Origin of the sequence: Dokdonella fugitiva (assembly GCF_014138265.1) — a bacterium.
Lineage (GTDB): Bacteria > Pseudomonadota > Gammaproteobacteria > Xanthomonadales > Rhodanobacteraceae > Dokdonella_A > Dokdonella_A fugitiva_A.
On the sequence record NZ_JACGXL010000001.1, the window covers coordinates 314,727 to 333,421 of the forward strand.

Here is an 18,695-nt window from a genome sequence, read left to right on the forward strand (position 1 = left end):
GGGGATGCATTGATCGCCCGCATGCGGCAATGCGCCGACCATGAAGCCGCCGCGACGCATGCCGTTCACCTGGCCGCGTGGCCGCCTCGTCTACGTCGCGGACACGCAGCCGGGCCTGCGTCGCCGGCGTAGCGGTGGCGGCTTCGCCTACGTCGATGCGCGTGGGCGCCCGGTCACCGACGAGCGCGTGCTCGCGCGCATCCGCGCACTGGCGATACCGCCCGCGTACCGCGACGTCTGGATCTGTCGCGACGCGCACGGCCACCTGCAGGCGACCGCGCGCGATGCGCGCGGCAGGAAACAATACCGATATCACCCGGCCTGGCGAGCGCGGCGCGACGAGGTGAAGTTCCGACGCACGATCGAATTCGCGGCGCGCCTGCCCGCGCTGCGCCGCCGCGTCGCGCGCGACCTGCGCGCCGACGGCCTCGTGCGCGAACGCGTACTCGCCGCGATCGTGCGCCTGCTCGATCGGACCCGCATGCGCATCGGCAACGAGGAGTACGCGAAGGCGAACGGCTCGTTCGGCGTGAGCACCTTGCGCAACCACCATGTGCGCGTGCACGGCGATCACGTGCGCATCGCGTTCCGCGGCAAGTCCGGTCAGCGCCACGAGCGCCTGCTCGAGGATCCGCGTCTCGCGCGCACGGTCAGGCGCTGCCAGGACCTGCCGGGGCAATGCCTGTTCCAGTACGTCGAGGACGGTCGCCGTCATCGCGTCACGTCGGGCGACGTCAATGCCTACCTGCGTTCGATCATGGGCGACGACTACACGGCGAAGGACTTCCGCACCTGGGCGGCGAGCGTGATCGTCGCCGATGCATTGTTCGGTCCGGACGGCGCATCGGCGTCGACGGTGCAGGCGGCGATCACCGCAGCGGCCGAGGACCTCGGCAACACGCCCACGGTGTGCCGCAAGACCTACGTCCATCCCGCGGTGCTCGCCGCCGCGGACGATGCTGCCAGGCATGCGCGCGCACGCGCGGCGTTCCAGCGCATCCGGCGCGCGGAACGCGGCCTCGGCCGTGCGGAACGCGCGCTGCTGCGCTACCTGCGCGGCGAGCAGCGCAGCGCTAGCCCGCGGGCGATTCGCGGGTGACGCGGATGCTCCATGCGTCCCACTCGAAGGCTTGCAGCTCGGGCGCGTCGGCGGCGAGCGACGCGCTGGCTGCCGATGCGGCCGCGTCGCCTGCGTCACCGGCGTGCCGGCTCACGACGATCGCGTAGCGTCGTTCTTCGAACGCGTACCATGCGCGGAACCCCGGCCACGCGGCAGGGACGCGAGGTCGCACGACGAGGCGCATGCCTTCGCGGCGGAGGCCGAGCATCGACTCGACGACGAGCCGGTACATCCAACCGGCCGACCCGGTGTACCAGCTCCAGCCGCCGCGCCCGGTGTGCGGCGCGATCGACAGCACGTCGGCGGCGACGACGTAGGGCTCGGTCTTCCAGCGCGCGATCGCCTCGGCGTCGCCGCCGCGGCGCAACGGGTTGACCAGATCGAACAGCGCCCAGGCTCGCTCGACGCGACCGGCTTGGAGGAATGCCATGATCGTCCACACCGCCGCGTGCGTGTACTGGCCACCGTTCTCGCGCACGCCGGGCAGGTAGCCGCGGATGTAGCCGGGATCGGGTTCGCTGACGTCGAACGGCGGATCGAGCAGGCGGACGAGCCCGGCGGATTCGTCGACGAGTTCGGCATCGACCGCGTCGAGCGCCTGTTCGACGCGGTCGCGCGAACCGAGCCCGGACAGCACGGCCCAGCTCTGCGACAGCCCGTCGATGCGGCATTCGCGGTTGTTGGCCGAGCCGAGCGGCGTGCCGTCGTCGAAGTACGCGCGCAGGTACCAGGCACCGTCCCACGCGTGCCGCTCGACCGCGTCCGCGAGGCGTGCCCTCTCGTCCGCACAGCGCCGCGCGAACGCCTCGTCGCCGCGCGCGCGCGCGAGCGGTTCGAACCGGCGCAGCACGTCGTGCAGGAAGAACGCGAGCCAGACGCTCTCGCCGCGACCGTCGCGGCCGACGTTGTTCATGCCGTCGTTCCAGTCGCCGCTGCCGATCAGCGGCAGGCCGTGCACGCCGTAGCGCATGCCGCGCACGAGCGCGCGCCGGCAGTGCTCGTAGACGTCGGCCGACTGCGGCGAACGCATCGGCATGTCGTAGTACGACTCTTCGCCTTCGGCGAGCGCGCGACCTTCGAGAAAACTCGCCTGCCGCGCGAGGATCGCCTCGTCGCCGGTCGTCTCCACGTAACGCGCGACGGCCAGCGGCAGCCACAGGTAGTCGTCGGAACAGCGCGTGCGCACGCCGCGCCCGGCCGGCGGATGCCACCAGTGCTGCACGTCGCCTTCGACGAACTGGTGTTCGGCACATTGCAGGATCTGCGCATGCAGCAGCGAAGGGTCCGCGTGCACGGCGGCCATCGCGTCCTGCAGCTGGTCGCGGAAGCCGAACGCGCCACCGGACTGGTAGAAGCCGCTGCGCGCCCACAGGCGGCAAGCGACGACCTGGTACAGCAGCCAGCCGTTGGCGAGCAGGTCGAGCGCAGGATCGGGGGTCTCGACGCGTACTGCGCCGAGCAGCGACCGCCATTGCGCGTGCACCGCGTCGATCGACGCGCGCGCGCTGCCGTTGCGGCGGAAGCGCTGCACGAGCGCGACGGCCTCGGCGCGATCGCGACCGACGCCGAGACGGAAGATGAGGTCGCGCGATTCACCCGGTGCGAGTTCGAGCGGCGCCTGGATCGCGCCGCACGGGTCCATGCCGGCGCCGAGCCGGCCGCTGAGTGTCTGCCGGCGCATCGCCGCGGGCTCGCGCAGCGAGCCGTTGCGGCCGATGAATTCCGCGCGGTCGCCGCTCAGCGTGCGCTGCGCGTGCTCGATGTCGAAGAACGCGACGAAGGCGGGGAACTCGAGGCTGTAGGCGTTGCGGGCGAGCAGGGCGCCGCTGTCGTCGAGTTCGGTGACGACGTGCATCGCGGTCTTCTGGCGCAGGTCGCCGAGCACCCATTCGACGTAGCCGGTCGCGGAAACGCGGCGTGGCCGCTCGCTGTCGTTGCGCAGGCGCAGCATGTAGAACTTGACCGGCGCTTCGGCGTCGACGTGGACGCGCAACGCGCTCGTGATTCCGTGCGCCTGGTGCTCGACGATCGTGTAGCCGAAGCCGTGGCGAACCACGTACTCGCCATCGTCGGGCACGGGCAGCGGCGTCGGCGACCAGAACGCGCCGGTGTCCTCGTCGCGCAGGTAGATCGCTTCGCCGTTCGCATCCGACACCGGATCGTTGCTCCAGGTCGAGAGCCGGTACTCGTGCGCGTTCTCGGCCCAGGTGTAGCCGGCGCCGGCGGTCGAGACGATGCAACCGAAGCGCGGATTCGCGATCACGTTGATCCACGGCAGCGGTGGCGCGCGCCCGGCGCCGACGCGGACCACGTACTCGCGCCCGTCCGCGCCGAAGCCGCCGAAGCCGTTGTCGAATGCGAGCGCCGGCGGCGCGCGTGGCGCGGTCGGACGTACCGCGGCGGGCGTTTCCCCGATGCCGGCGGGCGCGAAGCGCGGCACGACGCTGTCGACGCCGACGTTGCGATCGCGCGCGAGCTGCTCGGCGAGCGAACCGTCGGCGTCGTTGAACACCGCGCGCGCGACCGCGAGCATGAGCACGCGGTCCTCGTGGTCGAGCTGGTCGACGTTGCGCACGTAGACGCCGCCCGGGCGTTCGAGCATCGTCGCGTCGGCGCTGGTCGACACCACGGCGAGGATCTCGTCGCCGAGCGCGGTGCGATAGCCGATGCGTTCCTCGTTCCAGATGACGAGGTCGAACACGAGGCCTTTCATGCGGCAGTAAGCGTGCGCGCTCACGAGCTGGCGCACGAGGTCCACGTGACGCCCGCTCGCGATCTGCAGCAGCACGATCGGGTGGTCGCCTGAGATCGCGAACGGCCACAGTCCGCGCTGCGCGAGGCGGTTCGCCGCTATCGTCGACGGTGGCGCGCGGCGCGACGGGTCGGCGAACAGGATCGCGCCGGCGAGGCGGTTGCAGGTCTGGCCGTCGACTTCGCTGATCGCGAGCTGGCCGAGCGCGAGGCGGCTGTGCGTCCAGGCGATCTCGATCGCGCGGTCGGCGAGGTGGCGGTCGCGGTACTTGTCGACGAGCAGCAGGGCGTCTTCGCGGTTCTGCGCGATGCCGATGATGAGGTCGATCGTCGCGCCCTGATCGGGCGCGAGGCGCACGCGCTGGCGACCCGCGGCGATCGGGTCGAGCACGGCACCGGCGTGGCCTTCGAGCGGCGCGTCGCGCGTGACCGCGAGCGGCGTCCGCGGCGAGCGCTCGCGGCCGACGAACGCCATGCGGTCGGTCTCGAACGAATGCGCGACGCTCTCGCCGTCGTGCACCGCGAGCGCGTGCAGCAGCCAGTGTTGCGCCTGCTCGCCCGACGAGCGCCGGCGCGTCGCGAGGATCGCCTCGCGCTCCGGCACCAGTTCGGTCTGTACGAACAGGTTGCTGAAGGCCGGATGCAGCGCGTCGGCGATCGCCGGCGCGAGCACGACCTCGGCGTAGCTGGTGACGTCGATCGTGCGCATCGTGCGCGAGCGGTTGGAGATGCGCAGGCGGCGCAGCTCGATGTCGTCCTCCGGCGAGACGACGACCTGCAGGTGCGTCTCGATGCCGTCGAGGCTTCGCTTGAACTCCGCGGTCGCCTCGGTGAACACGATCTCCGATTCGTCGACCGGCGTCGCGCACGGTTGCGGCGTCGCCGACCAGACCTTGCCGCTGTCGGCGTCGCGCAGGTAGACGTGCACGCCCTGGTCGTCGCGCGTGGCGTCCTCGTGCCAGCGCGTCAGCGCGAGATCCTGCCACCGGCTGTAGCCGCCGCCACCGGTCGTGACCATGAGGTGGTAGCGGCCGTTGCCGAGCAGCTGCACCGCGGGTCGCGGCGGAGTGGCTTCACCGAATACGCGCATCGCCGACTGCGGCGTGTCGCTCGACATGCGCACGTCGACCATCGCCGGATCGCGCGCCCAGTCGATCGCGCCGTGCGGCACGCGCTCCTGCAGCAGCAGCAAGGTCGCCTGCAGCTCGACGTCGGCCTCGAAGCGCCGTTGCATCGGCCGCGAGCCGAGCACCGACAGCAGCGCGAGCAGGCTCATGCCTTGGTGGTGCGCCATGTAGGAGCGCACGATCACGCGGTTCGCGCCGTGCGGCATGCGCGCGGGCGTGTAGTCGACCGCCTCGTAGAAGCCGTAATCGGTGAGCCAGCCGAGGGCTTCCATCGCGACGAGATTGTCGAACGCCTCGCGCGGTGCCGTGGGCGCGGCGAGCACGCTCGCGTAGGGCGCCACCACGAGTTCCTGCGACAGTCCGCGCTCGAGCCCGAGCCCGGGAACGCCGAAGGCGCGGTACTGATAGTTCTGCGCGGCGTCCGTGAGGTTGTAACCCGACTCCGAGACGCCCCACGGCACGCCGCGGGAGCGCCCGTAGGCGATCTGCTGGCGCACGGCCGCGTGGTTGGATTCCTCCAGCAGCGTGCCGCGGTAGGTAGGCATGACGAGCTGCGGCATGAGGTACTCGAACATCGAGCCGCTCCACGACAGCAGCACGCGGCGACCCGAGGCGGATGTGAGCAGGCGGCCGAGCGCGAACCACGCGTCCTGCGGCACGGTGCCCTGCGCGATCGCGACGAACACGGCGAGGCGGGCCTCAGATGCGAGCAGGTCGTAGTAGCCCGAGTCCATGCGCCGCTCGCTCGCGTTGTAGCCGATCGAGAACAGCGAACGCGCCGGGTCGTAGAGGAAGGCGAAGTCGGGGCGCGCGAAGTCCATGCAGCGCTCGGCGAGCGCGTGCAGGCGCGCGATCGTCGCCTTCGCCGCGCTCGCGCTGTGGCCGTCGTCGTCGGCGACGTCGCGCAGCGTCGGCACGTCGCCGGTCGCGCCGTCGACGAAGGCAACGACATCGGCGACGTGCGCGGCAACCTGGCGTCGCGCGGCGGCGATCCACGCATTGGCGGGTTCGTCGGCACCAACGGCCTCGAGCGTCGCTGCAGCGTCGGCGAACATCGTGCGCAGAGGCAGGCTGGCGCCGGCAGCCGATGGGACGAGGCGTTCGGCGAGCGCACCGAGCGCGATCTTCGTCTCGGTGCGTGCGCCGGCCGCGGCGAGCGCGAGCGTGTCGCGCAGGCCTTCGATCGCGGCGGCACCGATGACGGGCGTATCGAGCGCCTCGAGCAGGCCGATGCGCAAGGTCAGCAGGTGCGCCGTGAAGTTGCCGCTGTCGACGGTCGACACGTACGCCGGCGCAAGCGGTTGCAGGGTCGAGGTGTCGTACCAGTTGTAGAAATGACCACGATGGCGCGCGAGGCGATCGAGCGTGCGCAGCGTGTGTTCGGTCCGATCGATCCAGTCGCCGAGGGCGAGGTAGCCGAGGTCGCGAGCGGCGAGGCAACTCAGCAGGTACAGGCCGATGTTGGTCGGCGAAGTGCGATGCGCGGTGCGCTCGATCGGCTGCTCCTGGTGATTGTCCGGCGGCAGCCAGTGGTCTTCCGCGGTGACGTAGCGCTCGAAGAAGTGCCAGGTGCGTCGCGCGATGCCGCGCAGGTACGCCTGCTGGCGCGCGTCGAGGCGGCATTCTTCGCGACGCGGCGCGCGGCTGAGGCGCCAGGCGAACAGCGGTGCGAATGCCCACAGGCCCTGCCACGGCAGGCTGCCGGCGTCGAGCGCGATCGCCAGCGAGGACACGGCCGCGACGATGCACGGCCACATCGCGGTCGCGCTCGCGGCGAGCGAGTCGCGGTTGGCGCTTTCGACTGCGCTCGAGGTCGTCCATTCGAGCAGGTGGCGATGCGACACGTGCAGGCGCCAGAGCGTGCGCACGATCGCGTCGGCCGACAGCCATGCCTCGAACGGCAGGCAGGCGATGCCGAACAGCACGCGCGCGGCGCGGCGCCCGGCCTGTGCGCCGCTGCGACGCAGGTGTTGCGGCCCGATTGCGCCGGCCGGTGGCGCCAGCAGTTCCTGCACGACGTCGAGCGACGCGGGCAGCACGAACACCGCGGTCACGAACGCGACGAGTGCCGCGCGCCACGGTGGCGTGCTCCAGGCCACGAACAGCAGCGCCACCAGGGCGATCGGCAGCAGGCTGCGGCGCAGGTTGTCGAGGACCTTCCAGCGCGACAATGCATCGAGCGGATTGCGGCGCACCGTGCCGTGGGCGTCGCGCGTGCGCGGCAGCAGCCAGGCGGCGAGCTGCCAGTCGCCGCGGATCCAGCGATGGCGCCGGCGCGCATCGACGAGATAGCTTTGCGGATAGTGCTCGAACAGCTCGACGTCGCTCGCGAGCCCGGCGCGCGCGTAGCAGCCTTCGAGCAGGTCGTGGCTGAGGATGCGGTTGTCGGGCAGGCGGTCGGCGAGTGCGCGTTCGAACGCAGCGACGTCGTAGATGCCCTTGCCGATGAACGAGCCCTCGCCGAACAGGTCCTGGTAGGTGTCGGAGACGAGGCGCGTGTACGGATCGATGCCACCTTCGCCGCCGAACAGGTGCGCATAGGGCGAAGGCCCGTTCACGGGCATCGAGTGGCCGACACGCGGCTGCAGAATCGCGTAGCCCGCGCGTTTCGCGCCGGCGTCGCCGATGGGCCGGTTCAGCGGGTGCGCCATCGTCGCGACGAGTTCGCTCGCGGCGCCGCGCGGCAGCTGCGTGTCCACGTCGAGCGTGATCACGTAGCGCACGCCGCCGAGCCAGGCCACGTCGCCTTCGATCGTCGCGAACGGCGAGCGGTCGCCGTCGATGATGAGTCGGTTCAGCGCGACGAGCTTTCCGCGCTTGCGTTCGTGTCCCATCCACGCGTGCTGGGTCGCGTTCCATCGCCGTGGCCGGTGCAGCAACAGGAACGGCGCGGACGCATGGCGCCGGTTGAGTTCGTGGATGGCGAGGCGGGCGGCGTCGAGGATCGCGACGTCGCGCGCCTCGTGCGCGGCGTGCGCGTCGGGGAAGTCGGTGAGCAGGGCGAAATGCAGTTCGGCATCGCGGTTGCCCATGTAGCGGACTTCGAGGTCGGCCGCGAGCTCGGCGACTGCATCGACGGAGGACAGCAGCGACGGGACGACGACGAGCGTGCGCGAGGCGACGGGGATGCCCGCGGAAAAGTCGAGGCGCGGCAGTTGCGTCGGCTGCGCGAGGCGTGCCGCCGCGTGGTTGACGACGGTCACCGCGAGCTCGCTCGCCGCGATTGCGGCTGCGCACAGTGCGGCGACGCGCGGCCACCACGGCGCCGGCGTCGCGGAGGCTAGGGCCGGCGCGACGGTCGCGAGGAACGCGAGCGTGAGCACCACCAGTGCAGCGAGGTAGAGCGTCACGCGCGCGCGCTGCGACGCCGGCACGCCGCCTGGCCACGAGCGCAGGCCGATGCGCGCCTCGAGTTGCGCGCGGCCCGCGTCGACGAGGTAGTAGCCTACGTGCGAGCGGCGTGCGTCGGTTTCGTCGCGGTGCGCGCCCGCGAGCGCGACGGCGGTCGCGGCGAGCCCGTGCTCGTCGTGCCCGCTGCGGCGGGCGAGGTGCTCGACCACGCGGCGGTAGTGGTTGCGCGTGGCGAAGTCCATGTGCGCATAGACGGCGGCCGGATCGCCGCGCAATACATGCTCGACCTGGCTCACGGCCTCGACGAACGCTTTCCAGTCGAGTGCGTCGAGCAGGCGCAGGCTGCCGATGCAGTTGCTCGCCGAGACCTGGTCGATGACCTGTTCGTGCTGCGCGCCCTGCACGAGCTGCGCGCTGGTGAGGCCGGATTCGGCGAGGCGCTGTTCGATCCATGTCATCGGCAGCGACATCGCGTCGCCGAGCGGCTTGAGGCGCTGGGTCAGCTCGGAGACGAATGCCTGCGACATCGGCGGCTCCTCGCGCGCCATGTCCGCGGCGACGAGGATGAGGCGCGTCGGATCCGCCCGCGTGGCGCCGACCATCGCGTCGGCCCAGCGTGCCGCGAGGTCACGGTCGATGCGGCCCTGGCGCACGCGCACGGCGACGCGACGCAGGTTTTCGACCAGCGCGAGGCGCAGCATGATCGGCACCGCCCACAGTTCGCCGAGCGTCAGCGGCGTGCGCTCCTGGTACGCCATAAGGAAGCGCCGCAGCGATGCCTCGTCGAAGCGGCCGTCGCCGTGCGAGATCGCCTTCAGCATGAGGTCGTAGATGCGCGGCAGCCCCGCGCTCGGTCCTTCCGCGAGTGCCGGCAACTGTTCGCTGTAGCGACGCGGCAGGTGCGTGCGCGCGAGGCGAATCTGCTCGTCGATGAGATAGAGGTTGTCGAGCAGCCATTCGCCCGCGGGCGTGACGCGGTGGCCGGCCTTGACTGCGTCGGCGAGGACGAGGCATGCCTCGCGTATGAGCGTTTCGTTCGCGCGGAGGCGATCGAGCAGGTGGCTCGTGCGCAACTGGGCGACACCGGTGTCGGCGTGCTCCCCGCTGAGTTCGCGACCGCGTTCCTCGAGTTGTTCGGCGTTGAGCAGTTCGGCCGAGAGCGGCGACTCGCCGAACACGGGCGGGACCATCGATCTGCGCGTCCGGGGGAAGGAAAACATCATTCCGCTGCGCCGTCGACGCCGGCGAGCGCCGACCGCACGAGTGTGCGCGAAGGCGATGAATGCGCGCTGACACCGGAGGTCTTCCGCTGCAGCCTGGAGCGCGTCACGACGAGCGTCGCCGCGTTTCGGCGCGCGCGATGTCGCGCTTGTGCCGCTCGACCTTGCGCGCAGCCGCGCTCGCGCGCGCACCTGCGATCATTTCGGTGAGCCAGTTGATCAACGCGCCAGTGTACTCGCTTTGCATCGTCTTGCTCGAGAATGCGTGGTTCGCGTCGGCGACGACGCGTGCAGTGAGCGAACGCGCGTGGGTGAATGCGGCGACGTAGTTCTCGATGACCGCGTGCGGGATGATCTCGTCACGCGCGGCCTCGACCAGCAACACGTCGCCGCGATACGCCTCGCACGCGCGCAGCGCGCGGTTGTCGCTCGCCGCGATGCGCCGGCGTCGCCATGCGGGCAGGTCCGGGTCGGCGTGCAGCGAGAGCTTGGGCTGGTCCCAGTCGGCATCCTTGTACAAGGCGGGCGAGCGCAGCGCGAGCCAGCGCACCGCGCGTTCCGCGCTGAGCAGCGCGGCGAGGTATCCGCCGTAGCTGATGCCGACGACGGCGATGGCATCGCGGTCGACCGTCGGGCGCGACGCGATCCAGTCGTACGCGGCAACGAGGTCGGCCAAGTTCTGCGCGCGACTGACCGTGGTCGAGATGTCGCGCGTACCGTGGCCGCGCAGATCGAAGGTGACGCAGACGCAGCCGAGCCCGGCGACGTCGCGCGCACGTGAAAGGTCCTGGATCTGGCTGCCGCCCCATCCGTGCACGAACAGCACCCCGGGCAGCTCGCGCGCGGGCATGAGCATAGCCCCCGGCATCGATTCGCCGGCGACGCCGATGTGGACGCGGTCAAGCCGGATATCCATCGGTCCTCATCGTCGCGTACTTGACGAGGCCGCCGAAGCGCCCGCTGTCGTCCGCGAAGTAGACGATCGCGTCGGTGGGCGGCACCGGGCGTCCGTACGCCTCGTGCGTCGCGACGCGGATGCAGGCGAGATGCGGGTCCGCGGCGAACGCGCGCAACGCGAGCAGCTCCGCCGCGCTCGCGCCGCCGATGCGCCACGACTGCTCGAGCACGCCGATCCGCGGCAGGCCGTCGGCGTCATGGCCGTGCACGACGTCGTAGTTGCGACGCGAGGCGTAGAACGCCGGATAGGCCGCGGCGACCGCGGCGTCGTAATGGAGTGCCTTGGCGAGCGCCGCCGCGGCGACCACGGGCATGCCGACCGACGCGAGCGCATCGAAGTCGCCGCGCACCGCGACGAGATCGCTGCCGCCGTAGACCTCGTGGCCGTGGTGATTGACGACGCCGCGCTGCCGCCCGAAGTAGCTGATGCGCGACGCACCGACGCGCGTCGTGCCGATGCTGTACGTGCGCGCATCGGTGAGGTCGCGTTCGACGACGACGCCGAGGCGCCCGACCTCGTCGTCGTCGATCGTCGCGAGCGCGGCGTCGAAGCGCTCGAGCGTCGCGCACACGGCCTGGCCTTGCCCGCCGCACGCGGCGGCGGCCTTCAAGCGCAGCGGCCCGCGTGCGAGCAGGCACGTGGCCGCGATGCGCGCGTCGTCGCGCGAGAACGCGGCGTAGCCGTCGAGCACGGCGTCGCCGAGGTCGCGCGCGAGCGGGAAGGACCATCCTTCCGGTGCGGTCGCCTCGCGCGAAACGAGGCCATGGCTGATCGCCTTGCCGGCGACGAACGCATGCGGCACGACGCCGCCGAGCAGGTCGGCTTCGGAACGGATGCCGAGTGCGACGGCTTCGTCATGGAGCAGCGTGCGCTGCGGCACCGCATAGCTCGGCCATTCGAGCGGCCCGCCCGCGTGATCGCCGGCGTATGCATAGCCGAGCAGCGCCGCGGTTTCGCGCGCCACGTGGCGTTGCGTCGCCGTCTCGTGATGGTCGACGTCGCGACCGGGCTCGGCCAGCAGCACGACGCGGCCGCGCAGCGCGGAACGTCGCGGGATGGCTTCGACGATCGTGTCGGTTGTGGTGGTACGCATGGGCGATCGCGGCGGTCACGCGGCCGGTGCCGCGGCGCTCGAATGCAGGCACGTCGCGTGCCCGCAGTGGCAGGTGGCGTGCGCATGGCCGTAGCCCTGCTGCTGGTCGCGGCATGCGTCGGAACACCAGACGTCGGGTGTCGATACCGTGCACGTGCAAGCCGGATGCGCGCAGCGGTGGCGGTGGTCGGGCGCCGGCTCGCTGCTCGAGCGCACCGCAGGCACGAACGGCGACACCGGGTCGCTGGTCGGGAAGGTCTCCTGCAGCGCTTCGTCGAGCGCGTGGCTCTCGTGCGCCTTGCGCGCTTCGCGCTCGTGCTCGGTTTCCGCCGCGGGCGACGCGGGCTTCTCGTTCGCATGCGGGAGGTCCTTTCGGTCTCGGCTGGTCATGGGCGGGTCCTCCGTTTCGATCAGGGATTGCCTTCGCCACCGGACGCGCCGTAGACCTGGCCGGTCACGTACGACGCGTCGTTGGCGGCGAGGGCGACGTAGACCGCGGCGATCTCCGCGGGTTGGCCCGGGCGTCCGAGTGGCGTGTCGGCACCGAATTCCCGCAGGCGCTCGCGCGTCTGTCCACCGGTGACTTGCAGTGCGGTCCAGAACGGTCCTGGCGCGACCGCATTGACGCGGATGCCGTGCTTCGCGAGTTGCTTGGCGAGTCCTTTCGTGAAGTTCGCGATCGCAGCCTTGGTCATCGCGTAGTCGAGCAGGTGCGCGGACGGGTCGTACGAGTTCACCGATGCGGTGTTGATGATCCCGGCGCCGGGCGGCATGCAGGCGATCGCGGCCTTGGTGATCCAGAACATCGCGTAGACGTTGGTCTTGAACGTCCAGTCGAACGCATCCGTCGAAATGTCGAGGATCGATTCCGCACTCTGCTGGCGTCCTGCGTTGTTGACGAGGAGGTCGAGGCCGCCGAGCGCCTGCGCGGCGCGGCCGACGAGCATCTGGCAGAAGCCTTCGTCGCGGATGTCGCCCGGCAGGCAGATGACGCGTCGCCCCGCGTCGCGGATCAATGCGGCGACTTCCTGCGCGTCGGGCTCTTCCGCCTCGAGGTAGGACAGCGCGACGTCCGCACCTTCACGCGCGAACGCGATCGCGACTGCGCGGCCGATGCCCGAATCGCCGCCCGTGATGAGCGCCTTGCGCCCGGTCAGGCGCGCACGGCCGACGTAGCTGGTCTCACCGTGATCGGGGCGAGGCTCCATCTTCGATGCAAGCCCGGGCCAGGGTTGCGCCTGCATCGGGAACGGCGGTCGCGTGTGCAGCGACACCGGGTCTTTCAGTGACGTCGATGGATCGCTGCCGGGGAGATGCTGCTGCATGTCCACGTCGAAGTCCTCGTCGCGGCGGATGCAGGCACCCTAGGCGTGCGCGACGTGCTCCAGCATGAACGGTGCGGCTGCGCGCTTTAGGAACAATTCATGCGCTGGCCTCGCGATGCGCGGTCATCCGCGCATCGCGTTCGCGCTTCGATCCAGTGGAGGACGTTCAGTGGGCGGGGAGCAGCGCCGGCTTGCCCGCATCCTTGATGCAGGAACACGAGGAACTTCGCCGGCTTCTCGCGGCTCGCGTTGCGTCCGATCGTGTGCACGTCGCCTGGCCCTTCGGATGATCGTCTCGGCATCGGCCCGCACGCGCGCGGGGGTGCGCTTGGCGAGCGTCAGGATTCGCCGGTGCCCTCGCCAGCAGGTGCACCCAACGTCCTGCCCAGCTTCTTCAGCAGTACCGCAAGGCGCGCACCGTCCGCCGCGGACAGGCCTGAAAGCGCGTCCGCGGCTTCCGCGAAGCGGACCGCGATCGCCTTGTCGATCAACGCGCGTCCTTCGCGGGTGAGTGCGGCGGCACTGGAGCGGCGATCCTTCGGATCGGCGATGCGCGTGATCAGGCCGTTGCGTTCGAGGCGGTCGAGGCAGGCGGTCATCGCGCCCGACGTGATCAGCACCGAATCGCGCAGCTCGGTCGGCGTGCGTCGGTAGGGTCGTCCGCCGCGACGCAGCGTCGCCAGCACGTCGAGATCCGTGTAGTGCAGGCCGAGCGGCCGCAGTGCGGCGTTGGCGCGCGCTTCGAGCTGGCGCCCGATGCTGAGCAGCCGGCCGACGACGGCCATCGCGGCCGCGTCGAGTTCCGGTCGCTCGGCCCGCCACTCGGCGAGCAGCCGGTCGATCCTGTCGTCGTTTTCCGTCCTGCGGGCCATCGGGCCTCCGGGGCGATCTTCCGCGCTTAGCTTGACATCGAGTATCTTGATGTCAAGATGAATCGGAATGCCCGACGCCCGGCCCGACCCTCCCACTTCGCAGGGGTACCCTTGAACAAGATCCTTTTCGGTTCCGACGGACGCCTGCGCAACGGCTGGTGGATCCTCGCTTTCATCGCGCTGCTGCTCGCGAGCCGGCTCGTGTACACGCCGGTGAGCCACGCCCTGCAACAACTGGGCGTGTCCAAGGACGGCCTCGAGCCGTTGCGCCTGGGCTTCCTGCTGCTGGTCACCTGGATCTGCGTGCGCCTGCGCAGGGAACCGTTGTCGAGCATCGGCTTCGCGCTCGATCGCCGCTGGGCGCGCGAGCTCGGCGTCGGCACGTTCTTCGGCCTCGCGACGGCATTGCTCGCGGTGGTGATGATCTGGGGCGTCGGTGGCGTACGCCTGGAACTGGATCCCGCGCGCAGCCTGGCGACGCTGGCGCACGGTGCCTACGTGTTCGCGTTCGTCGCGCTGTTCGAGGAAACGCTGTTCCGCGGCTTCGTGTTCCAGCGCCTCGTCGCAGGCGCGGGCCCATGGTTCGCATCGATCGCGATGGGCTTGCTGTTCGCGACGGGCCATTGGGACAACCCCGGCATGCAAGGCGCGACGCTGGCCTGGGCTACCATCGAACTCTTCCTCGGCGCGGTGCTGCTCGGCCTGGCTTATCTGCGCACGCGCAGCCTCGCGATGCCGATCGGCATCCACCTCGGCTGGAACTGGACGCTCGGCCAGCTGTTCGGCTTCGACGTGAGCGGTTTCGGCCAGGCGGGCTGGTTCCATCCGCTGCTGCAGGACAGGCCCGAATGGGTCACCGGCGGGCCGTTCGGGCCCGAAGCGAGCATCTTCGCAGTGGTCGTCGACGTGCTGTTGATCGTCGTGTTGTGGAAATGGAAAGGTGCGTCTGCGCAGCCGGATGCGCGTGGCGCTCCAATGCCGGCGACGGATGTCGCGCGGAACTAGGGATTGCTACGTCCGCGACGTTCCGGGACAGAAGCGGCATCGAAGCACTGAAAGTGGCGGAGAGAGTGTCCGGTCGGACCCTGTCTCAACTTGTGCGATGCCGTCGCGCGACCCTTTGTTTTTAGGCTACTGGCTCGGTGAGGCTGTCTCAGCTGGTCCCACCGAATGCCAGTCAATCCCGCCTCGGATTGCGGGTAGGGACATGGGTATGCGCCAACTTCAACGACTCAGCGCACGAACCGTCGCCACCGCGACGCAACCTGGCTACCTGTCCGACGGCGGCGGCCTGTACTTGCAGGTTACCGCAACCGGCTCGCGAAGTTGGGTTCTGCGCTTCACGCTGCGAGGCCGCGCACGCGAAATGGGTCTCGGCTCCGCGACCATGGTCGGGCTCGCTGAGGCCCGCGCGCGCGCCGCCGAGTGCAGACGGCAGCTGGCGGAAGGCATCGACCCGATCGATGCCCGGGTGCGCGTGCGCGCGCAGAATGCCCACACCTTCGAGACCGTCGCAACGGAGTTCATCGAAGCGAACGCGGGCGGCTGGCGCAGCGCAAAGCATGCCGAGCAATGGCGGCAGTCGCTCGGGACGTACGCCTTCCCCGTGCTCGGCCGCATGCCGGTCGAGGCGATCGATCTCGCGCACGTGCTGCGCGTGCTGGAGCCCATCTGGACGACCAAGACCGAAACGGCAACGCGCGTGCGCCAGCGCATCGAAGCCGTGCTCGACTATGCCGGTGTGAAGCGCTACATCGCGCCAGGCAACGAGAACCCGGCGCGCTGGCGAGGACACCTGCAGAGGATCCTGCCGAAGCCGTCGCGCGTGTCACGCGTGCAGCACATGGCCGCGCTGCATTACACGGCGCTGCCGGCGTTCATGGCCGCGTTGCGCGCGATCTCCGGCCCGGCCGCGCTCGCGCTGCGCTTCACGATCCTCACGTGCGCGCGTACCGGTGAGGCGCGGCGGGCGACGATGGGCGAGCTCGACCTGGCCGATGCGCGATGGACTGTGCCGGCGGCGCGGATGAAGGCGGGAAGGGAGCACGTCGTGCCGCTGTCGGCGGCCGCGATCGACGTCGTGCGTGAGACGGGCGTCACCGAAGGGCCGTTGTTCAGCTATCGGCGGGCGGCGATCTCGAACAACGCGATGCTCATGCTGCTGCGTCGCATGGGCCGAGACGACGTCACCGTGCACGGCTTCCGCTCGACCTTCAAGGACTGGGCGACCGAGCAGACCGACTTCCCAGCCGATGCGATCGAGATCGCGCTGGCGCATACCGTCGGCGACAAGACCGAGCAGGCGTACCGCCGCGGCAACCTGCTCGCGAAGCGGCGGGCGCTCGCGGAAGCGTGGGCCGCGCACTGCTGCAGCGTTACGCCGCTCGAGCTTCCAGTCGCGTCTTCCACGCCGCCACCTCGTGCGCCGGCCAGCGGGACATATAGCCGATCTTCACGGGGGCGGGGAACGCGTCCCGTTCGATCAGGCGGTAAAGCGTCGACCGGCTGATGCTCAGGTCGGCCATGACCTCGCGCGCGCTCATCCACGCGGTCGCGGGCTTCGTCGTCGTGTTCAAAACGGAACTCCTTCGCGCCATTCGGCGCATCCTGCCGCGCGCGCGTCGGCGGGCACGATCTGCCCCCATTGCGCGCACTTGCCGCTGATCTGATCGAAGTGGTCGCACTCGGCGCATGTGGTGCGCACGGGTGCGTCGCGCATCACGCGGATGGTCAACTCGAGGTGATGGATTGCGCGGTCACGCTGCGCGGGCGTCATCGTCGAATGCATGATCGAGGATCTCCGGGAACTTGGCGTGCTCGCGCACGAGGATGTCGGTGGGCTTGCGGAGCGTCTCGACGAGGGTCAGCGCATGGTCGACGGTGCGCGGCACCATCATTTGCCCGGTGCGCAGGAACCACCAGGCGCACGCGCGGGCGCGCGCCTCGCCGCCGTGCTCCAGGCAAACCCACTCGCTGAAAAATCGAATGCCGCAGGTGTACGTCACCTTGAGGCTCGGCGGCTTGCCGGGCTTCTCGTGCTTGCTGTAGCGCACGGCGTCCACGGCGAACGCTTTCGGCTTGACGACCTCGGTCGACAGAATCGGCGAGTCGCCGGCCGTCGCGCTGTGCCGCGGTCCGGTCTCCAGCAACGAGAACTGGTGCCCGCATTCGCAGGTGCGCGTCTGCACGGGCACGAACGCATGGCACTTCGAGCATTCCTTGACCGGCGCTGCGCTCGTCGCTTTCTGGCCCGGCTTCTTCGGCGGGCGTATCGCATCCACCGGGCCGTGTTCTTCGACGTTACCGGCGAAGTCGAGCACGAGGAAATCGTCCTTGCTGGGGAACAGGCGGAACCCGCGGCCGACCTGCTGGTAGTAGAGCGGGGCGGACATGGTCGATCGCATGAGCACGACGAGATCGACCATCGGCGCGTCGAACCCTTCGGATAGGATGTTCACGTTCACCAGGCAGCGCAGCGTGCCGCGCTGGAAAGCGTCGATGCTGGCCTCGCGTTCGCCCGCAGGGGTCTTATCCGTGATGCACGCGCAGGCGATGCCGCGGCGACGGAGCGCGTCGGTGACGAGTGCGGCATGCTTGGAGCCGGCCGCGAACACGATCCATGCACGCCGGTTCGCGCCGTACGCGACGATCTCGTCGCACGCGGCCTCGACGAGTTCATGCTTGCTGCTCGCGGCATCCAGTTCGCTCTCGATGTAGTCGCCGTTGCGCTTGTGCATCTGCGACAGATCGATGCGCGACATGCCGGCCTTGCTGACCGGGCGGCAGAGGAACCCTTCGCGGATCAGGTCGCCGACGCGCGCCTCGTAGGCGACTTCGTTGAGCACGTAGTCGGGACCGCACACCGGGCCGCCGCCGAGTCGGTAGGGCGTCGCAGTGAGACCTGCGATGCGCACGTGCGGATTCGCGCGGCGCGCGCCCTCGATGAACGTGCGATAGCGACCTTCACCGCGGAGCGGGATGCGATGCGCCTCGTCCACGAGTATCAGGTCGAACGAGCCGAGCTGCATCGCCTTGTCGGCGACGGACTGGATGCCGGCGAAGATCACCGGCTCGAAGCGATCGCGACGCTTGAGCGCGGCCGAGTAGATCCCGGTCGGCGCATCGGGCCAGTGCCGGCGCAACTTGTCCTCGTTCTGCGCGACAAGCTCCTGCGTGTGCGCGAGAACGGCGACACGCAGCGCCGGCCACTGCTCCATGCCGCCGCGGATCAGCTCGGCCATGACGAGCGTTTTGCCTGCCCCGGTCGGGAGCACGATGCACGGGCTCTCGGCGCGCGCGGCGAGGAAGTTCCAGGTCGTGTCGACGGCCGCGCGTTGGTAGTGACGTAGCTGCATCATCTGTCAGCGATCCGCAGCTCATTGATAGCGGCGCGGTCCGGATACCGATAGTTCGAGATCCATCCCGGACCCTTGACAAACTTACCGGCGCACTTAAACGAGACGTGCGGAACTACATCCGGTTGATTCGGCCATGCATCGCTCCACTCGTTCAACAGCTCCGCCATGCGCCGCTGCCAGTCGTCCGGCATTTCGTGCAGTAGCACGCGCGGCATCGTCAGCCATCCAGCGCGGCTCAGGCCGAACCACAGCCAGAGCGCGGCGTATCCGCTGTTGTCGTCGATGTCTTTCACAACCCCTCCTTCCAATCCGGGCTACCCATAGCAGCCCTTACGTTGTTGAGTGCGGTGCGGCCGGCAGGAAATATGCAGACGATTTGCAAGTAATCTCCGTCTACTTCGTAACCTATATAACCTGCGTCACGTAACGCTTTCCACGACTTTAGACTTCCCGCCCTCTGGAGAATTAAATCGACGTGTTTGTCAATGCACAACTCCAACACTTTGTACTCCGCCTGCGT

12 protein-coding genes and 1 pseudogene are annotated in these 18,695 nt (G+C 69.8%); 3 read left to right on the forward strand and 10 right to left on the reverse strand.

The window, feature by feature from the left end:
- Positions 1-40: 40 nt before the first annotated feature.
- Positions 41-1,099 carry a DNA topoisomerase IB gene (locus FHW12_RS01410; RefSeq protein ID WP_182529200.1) on the forward strand — a complete coding sequence of 353 codons (1,059 nt, stop codon included), beginning with the start codon at positions 41-43 and terminating at the stop codon, positions 1,097-1,099.
- On the opposite strand, the gene FHW12_RS01415 is transcribed toward FHW12_RS01410, so the two are convergent.
- The 6 genes from FHW12_RS01415 to FHW12_RS01440 form a co-directional block, all read right to left on the reverse strand.
- Positions 1,074-9,539, reverse strand: a complete 8,466-nt coding sequence (locus tag FHW12_RS01415; protein WP_182529201.1) for a GH36-type glycosyl hydrolase domain-containing protein — start codon at positions 9,537-9,539, stop codon at positions 1,074-1,076. The two genes, FHW12_RS01410 and FHW12_RS01415, sit on opposite strands and share 26 nt — an antisense overlap.
- A 136-nt stretch (positions 9,540-9,675) precedes the next feature.
- The gene (locus tag FHW12_RS01420; RefSeq protein WP_182529202.1) at positions 9,676-10,485 is read right to left on the reverse strand and encodes an alpha/beta hydrolase family protein; all 810 of its coding nucleotides are present in this window, start codon (positions 10,483-10,485) and stop codon (positions 9,676-9,678) included.
- Complete coding sequence (locus FHW12_RS01425; RefSeq protein ID WP_182529203.1) at positions 10,469-11,620, reverse strand: DUF3182 family protein; 1,152 nt, start codon at positions 11,618-11,620, stop codon at positions 10,469-10,471. Before FHW12_RS01425 ends, FHW12_RS01420 begins: the two co-directional genes overlap by 17 nt.
- Positions 11,621-11,635: 15 nt before the next feature.
- Positions 11,636-12,010 carry a hypothetical protein gene (locus FHW12_RS01430; protein ID WP_182529204.1) on the reverse strand — a complete coding sequence of 125 codons (375 nt, stop codon included), beginning with the start codon at positions 12,008-12,010 and terminating at the stop codon, positions 11,636-11,638.
- 20 nt (positions 12,011-12,030) lie between these two features.
- The gene (locus FHW12_RS01435) at positions 12,031-12,945 is read right to left on the reverse strand and encodes an SDR family oxidoreductase (protein ID WP_182529205.1); all 915 of its coding nucleotides are present in this window, start codon (positions 12,943-12,945) and stop codon (positions 12,031-12,033) included.
- A 338-nt stretch (positions 12,946-13,283) separates the two neighbouring features.
- Positions 13,284-13,913, reverse strand: a complete 630-nt coding sequence (locus FHW12_RS01440; RefSeq protein WP_182529206.1) for a MarR family winged helix-turn-helix transcriptional regulator — start codon at positions 13,911-13,913, stop codon at positions 13,284-13,286.
- A gap of 15 nt (positions 13,914-13,928) precedes the next feature.
- Here FHW12_RS01440 and FHW12_RS01445 point away from each other — a divergent pair, with 15 nt between their 5' ends.
- Positions 13,929-14,822, forward strand: a complete 894-nt coding sequence (locus FHW12_RS01445; RefSeq protein ID WP_182529207.1) for a CPBP family intramembrane glutamic endopeptidase — start codon at positions 13,929-13,931, stop codon at positions 14,820-14,822.
- Between the two features lie 208 nt (positions 14,823-15,030).
- Positions 15,031-16,326 carry a tyrosine-type recombinase/integrase gene (locus tag FHW12_RS01450; protein ID WP_259392796.1) on the forward strand — a complete coding sequence of 432 codons (1,296 nt, stop codon included), beginning with the start codon at positions 15,031-15,033 and terminating at the stop codon, positions 16,324-16,326.
- Here FHW12_RS01450 and FHW12_RS21735 read toward each other — a convergent pair.
- The 4 genes and pseudogenes from FHW12_RS21735 to FHW12_RS01465 all read right to left on the reverse strand — a co-directional run.
- A pseudogene (locus FHW12_RS21735) lies at positions 16,283-16,462 on the reverse strand (hypothetical protein); the annotation flags it as partial. The gene FHW12_RS01450 and the pseudogene FHW12_RS21735 overlap by 44 nt on opposite strands.
- Positions 16,390-16,605, reverse strand: a complete 216-nt coding sequence (locus FHW12_RS01455) for a hypothetical protein (protein WP_182529209.1) — start codon at positions 16,603-16,605, stop codon at positions 16,390-16,392. The gene FHW12_RS01455 and the pseudogene FHW12_RS21735, both read right to left, overlap by 73 nt.
- Positions 16,574-18,175, reverse strand: a complete 1,602-nt coding sequence (locus FHW12_RS01460) for a DEAD/DEAH box helicase (RefSeq protein ID WP_182529210.1) — start codon at positions 18,173-18,175, stop codon at positions 16,574-16,576. Before FHW12_RS01460 ends, FHW12_RS01455 begins: the two co-directional genes overlap by 32 nt.
- On the reverse strand, positions 18,172-18,468 hold the full coding sequence (locus FHW12_RS01465) for a hypothetical protein (RefSeq protein WP_182529211.1): 297 nt from the start codon (positions 18,466-18,468) through the stop codon (positions 18,172-18,174). The genes FHW12_RS01460 and FHW12_RS01465 overlap by 4 nt, the downstream gene beginning before the upstream one ends.
- Positions 18,469-18,695: the final 227 nt, after the last annotated feature.